The sequence below is a fragment of the Agrobacterium pusense genome (assembly GCF_013285525.1).
Classification (GTDB): Bacteria; Pseudomonadota; Alphaproteobacteria; order Rhizobiales; family Rhizobiaceae; genus Agrobacterium; species Agrobacterium pusense.
In genome coordinates this window covers 1953435-1964430 of the sequence record NZ_CP053857.1, presented here as the reverse complement: position 1 = coordinate 1964430, position 10996 = coordinate 1953435, and the positions used below count along the sequence as shown (strand labels likewise).

General features: G+C 60.3%; 11 protein-coding genes. 1 reads left to right on the top strand and 10 read right to left on the bottom strand.

Annotated features, from left to right (window positions below; translation table 11 throughout):
- The 5 genes from HQN82_RS22510 to HQN82_RS22490 all read right to left on the bottom strand — a co-directional run bounded on the left by HQN82_RS22510 (window position 1) and on the right by HQN82_RS22490 (window position 4544).
- Complete coding sequence (locus HQN82_RS22510; protein WP_077987575.1) at window positions 1-1557, bottom strand: formate dehydrogenase beta subunit; 1557 nt, start codon at window positions 1555-1557, stop codon at window positions 1-3.
- Window positions 1554-2033: a formate dehydrogenase subunit gamma gene (locus HQN82_RS22505; RefSeq protein ID WP_077987574.1), complete on the bottom strand. Its 480-nt coding sequence runs from the start codon at window positions 2031-2033 to the stop codon at window positions 1554-1556. The genes HQN82_RS22510 and HQN82_RS22505 overlap by 4 nt, the downstream gene beginning before the upstream one ends.
- Window positions 2034-2147: 114 nt before the next feature.
- Window positions 2148-3071: a LysR family transcriptional regulator gene (locus tag HQN82_RS22500; protein ID WP_006700319.1), complete on the bottom strand. Its 924-nt coding sequence runs from the start codon at window positions 3069-3071 to the stop codon at window positions 2148-2150.
- A 99-nt stretch (window positions 3072-3170) separates the two neighbouring features.
- A complete protein-coding gene (locus tag HQN82_RS22495; RefSeq protein ID WP_072493768.1) occupies window positions 3171-3893 on the bottom strand; it encodes an aspartate/glutamate racemase family protein in 723 nt (240 codons plus the stop codon).
- Between the two features lie 21 nt (window positions 3894-3914).
- Window positions 3915-4544, bottom strand: a complete 630-nt coding sequence (locus HQN82_RS22490) for a flavin reductase family protein (RefSeq protein ID WP_077987599.1) — start codon at window positions 4542-4544, stop codon at window positions 3915-3917.
- A 129-nt stretch (window positions 4545-4673) separates the two neighbouring features.
- Between HQN82_RS22490 and HQN82_RS22485 the strand changes: the two genes are divergently transcribed.
- On the top strand, window positions 4674-5351 hold the full coding sequence (locus tag HQN82_RS22485) for a GntR family transcriptional regulator (RefSeq protein ID WP_006700316.1): 678 nt from the start codon (window positions 4674-4676) through the stop codon (window positions 5349-5351).
- Window positions 5352-5360: 9 nt separating this feature from the next.
- On the opposite strand, the gene HQN82_RS22480 is transcribed toward HQN82_RS22485, so the two are convergent.
- Genes HQN82_RS22480 through HQN82_RS22460 form a run of 5 tightly spaced genes read right to left on the bottom strand, consistent with a single transcriptional unit; the run spans window position 5361 to window position 10995 of the window.
- Window positions 5361-6383 carry an ABC transporter ATP-binding protein gene (locus tag HQN82_RS22480; protein WP_077987573.1) on the bottom strand — a complete coding sequence of 341 codons (1023 nt, stop codon included), beginning with the start codon at window positions 6381-6383 and terminating at the stop codon, window positions 5361-5363.
- The gene (locus HQN82_RS22475) at window positions 6380-7363 is read right to left on the bottom strand and encodes an ABC transporter ATP-binding protein (RefSeq protein ID WP_004444579.1); all 984 of its coding nucleotides are present in this window, start codon (window positions 7361-7363) and stop codon (window positions 6380-6382) included. The genes HQN82_RS22480 and HQN82_RS22475 overlap by 4 nt, the downstream gene beginning before the upstream one ends.
- Entirely contained in the window at window positions 7356-8849 is a 1494-nt protein-coding gene (locus HQN82_RS22470) for an amidohydrolase family protein (RefSeq protein WP_173615961.1), read from the bottom strand. Before HQN82_RS22470 ends, HQN82_RS22475 begins: the two co-directional genes overlap by 8 nt.
- A complete protein-coding gene (locus HQN82_RS22465) occupies window positions 8849-10042 on the bottom strand; it encodes an amidohydrolase family protein (protein ID WP_048902938.1) in 1194 nt (397 codons plus the stop codon). The genes HQN82_RS22470 and HQN82_RS22465 overlap by 1 nt, the downstream gene beginning before the upstream one ends.
- 5 nt (window positions 10043-10047) lie before the next feature.
- Window positions 10048-10995, bottom strand: coding sequence for an ABC transporter permease (locus HQN82_RS22460; RefSeq protein WP_006700311.1), 948 nt, complete (start codon window positions 10993-10995; stop codon window positions 10048-10050).
- Window position 10996 lies beyond the last annotated feature (1 nt).

Genomic DNA, 10996 nt, shown 5'->3' with positions numbered 1-10996 from the left:
TTACTCCGCCGCTTCAACACGTGGGGTGGGGGCAAAATCAGCAGGGAAATGCCGGAGCGCGCTCATGACGGGATAGGGCGTGAAACCGCCGAGCGCACAGAGCGAGCCGAATTTCATGGTTTCGCAGAGGTCTTCCAGCAACGCCGTGTTTTTCTCCCGCTCGATTCCGAGCGCGATCTTGTCCACCGTCTCGACACCGCGTGTCGAGCCGATGCGACAGGGTGTGCACTTGCCGCAACTTTCGACGGCGCAGAACTCCAGCGCAAACCGGGCCTGATGCAGCATGTCTGCCGTATCATCGAACACCACGATGCCCGCATGGCCTATCAGGCCACCAGCCGCCGTAAACGCTTCGTAGTCAAAGACCGTGTCGAACAGCGACACCGGGAAATATGCGCCGAGCGGACCTCCCACCTGCACCGCCTTGACGGGACGGCCGGTGATCGTACCGCCACCGATATCGTTCACCAGTTGCCCGAGCGTCAAACCGAAGGCGGTTTCGTAAAGCCCGCCATGCTTGAGGTTGCCAGCAAGCTGGATCGGGATGGTGCCGTGCGAACGGCCGACACCGAAATCGCGATAAAACGCCGCGCCACGATCCATGATGACCGGAATGGAAGCGAGCGAAATCACATTGTTGACGACCGTCGGCTTACCGAACAGGCCCTGCAGGGCGGGTAGCGGCGGCTTGGCGCGCACCGTGCCGCGTTTGCCTTCAAGGCTGTTCAGGAGTGAGGTCTCCTCGCCGCAGACATAGGCGCCGGCGCCCATGCGCACTTCCATATCGAACGCACGGCCTGACCCGAGGACGGAGGACCCAAGAATACCCTCACGCCTTGCGATCTCGATCGCCTTTTCCATGACCCTGATGGCGTAGGGATATTCCGAGCGGGTATAGATGAAGCCCTTGGACGCGCCGACGGCGAGGCCGGCAATCGCCATGCCTTCGATCAGCACGAAGGGGTCGCCTTCCATGATCATCCGGTCGGCGAAAGTACCGCTGTCGCCCTCATCCGCATTACAGACGATGTATTTCTGGTCCGCCACCGCATCGGCAACGGTCTTCCATTTGATGCCGGTGGGGAAACCAGCGCCGCCGCGTCCGCGCAGGCCGCTCCGGGTCACCTCCGCAACGATATCCAGCGGGGCCATCGCCACAGCTTTTTCAAGACCCTTCATGCCCTGATAGGTGCGGTAATCCTCCAGCGACAATGGATCGGTGACGCCACATCGGGCAAATGTCAGACGCGTCTGGCTCTTCAGGAACGGAATGTCCTTTGTCAGCCCGAGACAGAGGCGATGGTCGCCACCAGTCAGAAAATCCGCGTCAAAAAGCGAGGCGACGTCGCTTGCCTTGACGGGGCCGTAGGCGATACGGCCATGCTCGGTGCGCACTTCGACCAGCACTTCCAGCCAGAGCATGCCACGCGAGCCGTTGCGGACAATCTCGACCTCAAGGTTACGGCCAGCGGCCTCGCGGGCGATGGCATCGGCAACACGGTTTGCGCCAACGGCAAGAGCGGCGGAATCGGCGGGAACAAAAACGGTGACACTCATCGGCGCGCCTCCGTCAGAATGTCGCCAAGACAGTCCTCATCAAGACGGGCATGGACTTCGCCATCCAGCATCAGCGCCGGTGCCTGAGCGCAGAGCCCGAGACAGAAGACCGGCTCAAGCGTGACGGAACCGTCAGGCGCGGTTTCGTGCCAGTCGAGGCCGAGGCGGGACTTGATGGTTTCCGCAAGAGGCTCGCCACCCATCGACTGGCAAGCCTCGGCGCGACAGAGCTTTAAGACATGGCGACCATGCGGATGATCACGGAAATCGGGGTAGAAGGTGACGACGCCATGAACCTCGGCGCGCGATATGTTCAGCGCGGATGCGATGATCTGCTTGGCGCTTTCCGGGATATAGCCGAATTCTTCCTGCATTGCATGCAGGATGGGCAGCAAAGGCCCCTCCAGATGGAGAAATTCATCAATGATGGCGGAAACACGCGCCGCCTCATCTACGGCAACCGCTCGAATATTCATAAGCCAGTCCTCCCAAACCGACAGGGGCAGGGATAACGAGCGGGATATAGTCAATCCTTTCGCCGCCCTGCAGTGCTTGCAAGAATGTCGAGATCGGCGGGATCAGGTCAATAATCAGTTTCCGTCATTTGATAGGAAATTCCTATCAAATGCCTTTTCGGCGGCCCTTTGGCGAGCCTCGTGAAGCAGCGCGGAGACAAGGGGAGTGTGTGGTTCCCGGTGGGTGGCAATCAGGCCCACGAGGTGTTCGGGGTCCGGATCAGTAATCGGGATTATCCTGATCTGCTTAGGAAAACCAAACGATTCCGCGAGGTTACGCGGCATTATTGAAGCCCATTGTCCGGTGCGGATATGAGAAAAAAGCACGATCATCGAGTTGGATTCGAGAGTTGGCTTGGCCTCCACGCCAGCCTCGGCCATGTGCCGGTTGATGATGCGCCTGTTCTGCATGTCCGGAGTTAATAGACAAAGCCTAAGACTGGAAACCTGTTGCCAGGTAACGCTTTCCTGATCGGCAAGTGGCGTTCCGGCAGCCGCGATGAGGTGATAACGCTCGGAATAGAGCGGCACGGTGGTCACGCGTCCGAGCGGCTCATTGTCGAGGTAACTGATTCCCGCGTCGATCTCGAGGTTTTCAATCTGGCTCAAAACCTGCAGCGAGGTGCGGGACGTGACGGAAAAAGTCACATCGGGATGGCGCGCCTGGAAGGATTCGGTCAATCGCGGCACCATGGCAAGCGCGGTCGGAATGACGGCCAGACGTATATGTCCGGCCAGGCCCCTACGGGCCGCGCGCATTTCCTCACGCATGGTGCGTGTATCGCCAACGATACGACGCGCCCATTCCAGCACACGCTGGCCTTCCGGCGTCAGCCCCTGATACCGCGCTGAACGCACCACGAGAACGACGCCCAACTGATCCTCCAACTGCCGGATTGCCGCCGACAGGCTGGGCTGGGAGACACCACATTCCTCCGCCGCCCGGCCGAAATGTTCAGCCCGCGCCAATGCAATGAAAAATTCCAGCTTGTCGATCATACGCTCCCCCCGCGGCGCGCCCGCTTGACCGGTGTGCGCGGGAGAACACTAGAACGTGGCGCAAGCGCTCGCAAATGGCCGCGGGCATTTTCCTGCAGACTAGGCGCAGGCGACGAGGGCCGGCCCCTTCACCCGCGGATAGTCGTAAGCATTGACCTTCGAGGTATTGTAACCGGCGCCAACGAGAGCTTCGGCAAGCTTGATCGCTGCCGTCACACCATCGATGACCGGAACACCTGTGGCGTCGCGCAGCCGGTCGCAGAGCGAGGACATGCCCGCGCAGCCGAGAATGATCGCTTCTGCCGCATCCTCCCGCTTGGCGGCCTCGATTTCGCGCCGAAGCAGCGCTTCCGCAACCTCTGGATCCTCCTCAAGACCAAGAACCGGCAGGTTGATTGCCCGGACCTTCCGGCAATGCCGTTGCGCGCCGTAATCCTCCACCAGATCTTCGATGATCGCGATGGAACGCGGCAGCGTCGTGATGATCGAGAAGCGGCGGCTGATCGTCATCGCCACCTGCACGGCGGCCTGGCAGATGCCGATGACGGGTCCACGCGCCACTTCGCGTGCGGCGTGAAGTCCGGGATCATCGAAACAGGCGATCACATAGGCATCCACGCCCAGCGCCTCGCCCTTGCGGATTTCCGCGAGCAGCCCGGGAACGGCCATGGCCTCATCCGCCTGCCCTTCGATGCTGACGGGGGTATCGTCAGGATTTGCCGCGGAGACGTGGGTCTCCTTCTGCTTGACCCTTAGCGCGCTATCGAGAGCCTGCGCGGTCATGGAGGCGGTGGAATTGGGATTGATCAAACGAATATGCATCGCACGCATCCTGATGAGCTGTCACTTGCCGTCAGGCGCGGTGAAATCGGTGATTGGTGGCGCCTTCAAAACAAACTGGCGGTCCGAGGTAATGTAGTTGTCGGCGTGAAGCCGGGCGATCGGCTGGTAGCGATCGGCATCGACATAACGTCCCTCCTCATCGAGGCATTCGTTATGGACATGCATATGAACCACTTCGCCCAGCACCAGCGTGCGGCGGGGGTAATCGATCAGTCGGTCCACCTGGCACTCGAAGGCGCAGGGCGATTGCGCCGCATAACTCACGTCGATCTTGCTGCAGGGCATGGCCGTAAGCTTGGCCATCGACATCTCGTCAACTTCATTGTCGAAGCCGAGACCGCAGATCAGCATCTGCTCCGAAAGCGACATATCGACCATATTGACCACGAACTCGCCAGTGCGGCGGATATTCACCATCGTATCCTTTTCCTCGCCGCTCACCTTCGGCTGAATGCCGAGGACCACGATGGGCGGATCATGCGAAAAGACGTTGAAGAAGCTCATCGGCGCTGCATTGTTATGGCCAGCTTCCGAGCGGGTCGTCACGAGTGCGATCGGCCGCGGACCGATAAAATTCGTCAGAAGGCGGTAGCGGCTCTGGGGCTCAAGCGCGCTGAAATCGAATTCCATGATCGGCATCCTAATTTAGTCTACAATTATCTCTCATATTGTTGACAATGTTGCAACCAAAATCCCGTTGATACGGTTGACTTTTTCATTCACATCACGCTTCTCTAGGACGATTGGGGAGTATGTCGAATGAGCGAGCAGGCCGGCCCGTCCACGCAGCAGATTGTCGAGAAAGTATGGCTTTCGATCGCCGAACGCCGGCTGCGTCCGGGTGTGCAGCTGAAAGAAGAGCAACTGGCGACAATCTTTGGCGTCAGCCGTGCCAGAATCCGCCAAGCCTTGTCCGTTCTCGAACGTGACGGACTGGTGACCATCGTTCCCAATCGCGGTGCTTTCGTCTCCAAACCGTCGGTCGAGGAAGCCCGCGACGTCTTCTTCGTGCGCCGTACCGTCGAGCAATGCGTTGTCGAAAGACTTTGCAAATCCGCCACCAAGACCGATCTCAAAAAGCTACGCGACCACGTGGCCAAAGAGCGCGTGGCCAATGCCAAAAACGTCACGACCGACATCATCAAGCTTTCCGGCGGGTTCCACCTTCTGCTTGCGGAAACGCTCGGTTCTGATTTTCTCTTTACCACCATGCGCGACCTCATTTCCCGCTCGTCGCTGATAACAGCCGTTTACCGTAACACGGATCGCTTCAACTGCGGCCCGGACGAACATGCGGAAATCGTCGATGCGATCGCCAACAATGATCCGTCGCGGGCCATCCACCTGATGACCCACCACCTCGAGCATGTGGAAGCGGAGCTCGATCTCAGCGAAATCCGCGACCTTTCCCACGACCTGCGCGCCGCGCTCGGCTGATTTTTCCGCTCAGGCGCGATGTCGCTCGCCCGCCCATTGCGTGTCATCTTCGACCAGATGACAGGCAACCCGCGTGCCGTTGGCAAGGCTCTTCACCTTAGGCACTTCTGCCGAACATTGCGCCGTTGCGAGCGGACAACGCGGGTGAAACGCGCAACCCGAAGGCGGCTTCAGAGGGCTTGGCACTTCACCGGCAACAATCTCCCGGTCCCGCTGCGGCGCCTTGATATTAGGGATCGTCTGGAGAAGCAGCCGTGTATAGGGATGGCGCGGATTGGCGAAAAGCTCTTCCGTATCCCCCTCCTCCACAATCCGGCCGAGATACATCACCGCGATACGGTCTGACATGTGACGAACAACGCTCATGTCGTGGCTGATGAAGAGATAGGTGAGGCCGAGTTCATCCTGCAGGCGGCGCATGAGGTTCAGCACCTGCGCCTGCACCGAAACGTCGAGCGCCGATGTCGGCTCATCGCAGACGAGGAATTCCGGTTCGCTTGCCAATGCACGGGCAATGGAGATGCGCTGGCGTTGACCGCCGGAAAATTCATGCGGAAACTTTTCGCCATCGGAGGCTGAAAGGCCCACGGTTTTGAGAAGCTCCTCCACCCGCTCCATCGTTTCAGCCTTGGTCGCGCGTAGCTTCAGTTCGCGGATCGGTTCGGCGATGATGTTCTTCACCCGCCAGCGCGGATTGAGCGAGGCATAGGGATCCTGAAAGATCATCTGTGCCGACAGCGGTTTACCCTTGCCGCCTGCCGCGAAACGAAACTCGCCGGCACTTGGCCGAAAAAGTCCCGTTACCAGGCGGGCAACAGTCGATTTGCCACAACCGCTTTCACCGACGATACTGAGACAGCCGCCGGCCGGAACGGAAAAGTCGATATCGTTGACGGCCTGCACGAACTGCCGTGGTTTGCGCTCGATGATGCGATTGAGCAGCGGGGCCGAAACGTCGAAGGTTTTCGTCAGGCCCTTCACCGTCAAGGCCGGCTTGTTCTGTGGGGCCTTTTGAGATGCGGATTGTGTCATGCTGTGCCTCCTGCATTCAGCCAGCACGCACTGGCGCCGTTGCCGACGGTTTCGAGTTCAGGCCTTTCCCGCCGACAGCGCGGCCCGGCGAATCCACAGCGTGGATTAAACGCGCATCCGGGCGGGATCGCATCGAGACGCGGCATCGCGCCGTCGATCTGGTTCAGCCGCTCCACCCGTGCGCCAAGTGACGGGATGGAGGCCATCAGGCCCTGCGTATAGGGGTGGCGCGGTTCGTGCAGCACCTGCTCGACCGGGCCCACCTCGATCAGCCGGCCGGCATAAAGCACCGCCACACGGTCGGCAGCCTCGGCAATGACGCCCATATCGTGGGTGACAAGCATGACCGCCGTCTGCTTTTCCTTGCACAGCCGCCGCAGCAGGGAAATGATCTGCGCCTGGATCGAGACATCGAGCGCCGTCGTCGGCTCATCGGCAATGATGAGTTTCGGAGAGGCGGCGAGCGCCAGCGCAATGACGACACGCTGGCGCATGCCGCCAGAAAACTGGTGCGGATAATGATCGACACGATCCGCAGGTGATGGAATGCCGACATCCTTCAACAGTTGAACGGCCCGTGCGCGTGCATCCGCTTTCGACAGCGGCAGGTGCTGGCGGATCGTCTCGACAAGCTGCGCACCGACCGTGAAGAGCGGATTGAGCGAGGTCAGCGGGTCCTGAAAGATCGCACCGATCTCACGACCGCGAATGCTTTCCATCGCCCGGTCATCCAGTTGATCGATACGGCGCGACCCGAGCCAGATTTCACCATCGGCAATGTGGCCGGGTTTCTCGAGCAGGCCCTGTATGGCAAGACCCGTCATGGATTTGCCGGCGCCGGATTCACCGACAACACCAAGAATTTCACCGGGCCGAATCGAAAGGCTGATATCGGAAAGCGCGGTAACGGTGCCTCGACGCCCCGGAAACTCGACCTTGAGATTGCGGACATCAATAACCGATTGGTTCATGTCAACCATGCTGGGCGACCTCCACCGGATAGCTCGGAGGGAAGATTTCGTAGACGGGCGGATTTGCCCAGCTCCGTTCGGGATATTTTGCAATCAGGCGATCGAACTGCGCCTGCGCCTGTTCACGGGCACGCCGCATGTCGATACGGGCGACCTGCCTTTCACGCATGGAAAGACGGCCGTCGACAAAAACGGCCCACGTGACCTTGCCCGAACCACCGGTCACCAGCGTGGTGATCGGATCGATGCTCGGCGCCATGACGGTATCGTCGAGGTCGAAGACAGCAATGTCTGCCCTTGCGCCCGGGGAAAGATGGCCAAGGTCAGATCGTCCAAGAGCCCGCGCGCCGCCAAGTGTGGCCGCATCGAAGAGATCGGCACAGCGGATCTGGTCCGGAGCACCGTCATTGATGCGGCAGGTGATCAGTCCTAGGAGCAAATTCATCAGCATGTCGGCCGGGGCCGTATCCGTTCCCATCGCGATATTGATGCCGCGTTTGCGGCAGGAGGAGAAGGATGAGAGCGTGCTGCCGCCACGGCTCGAAACCAGCGGACAGTGGACGATGGAGACGCCGTTTTCCGCATAAAGCGCCAGATCTTCTTCCGTCGCATTAGTGGCGTGCGGGGCGATAAGCCTTTCGCTGAGCAGCCCGGCCTTGGCGAGCCACACCGGTGCGGTCGAGCCGTGAAGCTTGCGAACCGTATCGACCTCCATGACGCCCTGCGCCATATGGAGACGGAACTTGCAGCCGAGTTCGCGGGCCGCTGCGTCGGTGCGCTCAATGAGCGCCAGGGTGGAGGTTTCCACGCGGTCCGGCGCGAGTATGCCGCGCACCAGATCGCCGTGCCTTCCACTCTGCTTTTCGATGAAGGCGATTGCGTCGGCGAGGCCCTGAAAACCACGCTCCTCATCAAAAACAGGCACCATGCGGCCCGGTTCTTCCAGCACCATGCCGCCTGAACGGAAGGCGGGGCTGAGATAAACGCGCAAACCAAGTTCTCCGGCGGCATCGGCGGCCGCCTCGAATTCCGCCACGCTCTCCCCCCATTCGCGATAGAACAGCGATGCGATGGGGGCTGCCGTGGTGATGCCATTGAGGAGCAACTGCCCGAAGGCGAAACGCTTCTGGAAGGCAAGCTCTTCCGGGGAATACATTTCGTAAGGACCAGCCTCGACATAGGAGCGCGGCCAGACACGACCCTTCGCCCAGCCCGGATGATGATCAATGCCGAGGATCGTCGTATCGAGATCGGAAAGCGCATCGAGATCGATCAGGCCGGGGCTGACGAGCGCATTGCCAAAATCGATACGCCGGGCGACCTCTCCGGGAAATCCATGCCCGACAAAGACGATTTCGCCGTTTTCGAAGACAACCTCGCCGTTTTTCAGAAGGCGGTGCGATCCGTCCTTGTGCCCGACAACCCAGCTGGCTGTGAGCAACGTCCGCCCTTGCGGCCTTTCGCCAAGTTGCAACGCATTGAGAACGTCGCTCATCACGGCGCCTCCACAATGGCTTTGCCATCTCTCGCCGTAACCCGGCCGCCTTTGACGACCAGCGGCCGCGGCGCGATATCAACAACAGCATGCGCCAGCGTTTCGCCGGTCAGCAGCGTGAAGTCGGCAGCACAGCCGATCTCCATGCCGTAATCCTCAAGACCCATGACATCGGCGCCACCCCTGGAAACGACATGGAGCACATGCGCAAGCTCGATATCCGAACGCAGACCGTTTTTCATGCCAATAATCTTGGCGCGATCCAGCATGTCCGGCTGTCCCCACGGACCCCATGTGTCGCGGATGCCATCACAGCCGCCGCCAACGCGCACACCCGCCTCCTTGAGGCGCATGATCGACGGCACGCTTGCCGATGGCGCACCCGTGGTCAGGATGGCGACATCAAGCCGCGCAATCTCGTCGATCAGCCTGCCAACGCGCAGATAGTCGTTCATGCCAAGGGCAAAGGCGTGGCTGATGGCAACGTTGCCCTGCATGCCGTTTGCCCGGATGCGCTCGAAGATGAGCTCCATCGTGAAGGCGCCGAGGTCGGCGGCTTCGTGCAGATGAATATCGATCGGCACGCCGTGTTTTGTCGCCAGTTGAAAAAGAATGTCCAGCTGGCCCTTCGGATCGCGGTCAATTCCGCAGGGATCGATGCCGCCAAGCACCTCGCAGCCTTGCTTCAACGCCTCATCGAGAAGCTCCAGCGTGCCGGGCATGACCATGACGCCGGATTGCGGGAAGGCGACGACCTCGATGTCGATGATGCCATCAAGCTTCTCACGGGTTTCCCATATGCCCTCTACCAGTTTCAGGCCATGGGTGGGGTCGATATCGACATGGCTGCGAATATGGGTGCCGCCATTGGCCGCAAGGCCGATCGCATGGCGCATGGACTGGCGATGCGGATCGATGCCGATCTGAACGCGGTTTTCCCGCTCGAAATCGATCCGCTCGCGCAGGATGGCAGCACGGTTGTTGACGTGCCAGGGCATGCCCCACGTCGTCTTGTCCAGATGCGTATGGGCATCGATAAGGCCGGGAACGGCAATTGCTCCCTTGCCATCCTCAACCGGCATGCCGGGTTCGGCGTCAAATGTTCCGAAACCTGAAATCTTGCCGTTCCTGATCAAAATATCGCAGGCTTCGCCCGCCATGGGCCGTACGTTGCGCAGAAGAAGATCGTGCATGGAGCTCACCTCAGTTTCGGATTGAGCGCATCGCGCAGCCAGTCACCCAGAAGGTTGACGGTGACGACGAGCAGGCAGAGTTGGAAGACAGGGAACAGCACGATCCACCAGGAGCCGGAGAACAGGAACTGGTTGCCGATACGGATCAGCGTGCCGAGCGACGGCTGGCTTGGTGGCATGCCAATGCCAAGGAAGGACAGCGTCGCTTCCGTCAGGATCGCCATGCCGAAATTCAGCGTGGCGGCAACCATGATCGGCGTTAACGTATTGGGCAGGATATGCGCCGCCATGATGCGGCGGGCGGGCACGCCGATCAGCTTTGCGGCCTGAACATAGTCCTTGCCGGTTTCAACGATGGCCTGGGCGCGCACCGTGCGGGCATATTGCACCCAGGCGGAGAGCGCGATGGCGAGAATGAGCACGGCGGATGCGCCGACCTCACGCAGATTGTCGGGCAGCATTTGCCGCACGACTGTCGATACGAGGATGGCAACCAGAATGGTCGGGATCGAGAGCGTGATGTCACCGATGCGCATCAGGAGGCCATCGGCAAAACCGCCGAAGTACCCCGCCACCAGACCTGCCGTCATGCCGATGACGAGCGAAAGCAGCACGGAGGCGACACCGATGACGATGGAGATGCGTGTGCCGTAGAGAATGGCCGAGAGCATGTCGCGTCCCTGCGTATCTGTTCCAAGCAGAAACGGCCATTCGCCGCCCTCCTGCCAGATCGGCGGAAGCTCGGCCTTCCACATGTCCAGCGATGCACCGTCATAGGGATTCTGGGGCGCAATCCACGGCGCGAAGACAGCCGCGAGGATGAGGATTGTCAGGATGAGCGCGCTGATCTTGGCCGATTTACTGCGGCTGAACGACCAGTAGAGATCGCTATCGCGCATGCGGCTGAAAAGTGACCGGCGGGCGGGTTTTTCCGTTTGCGAAAGGTCTGTCATG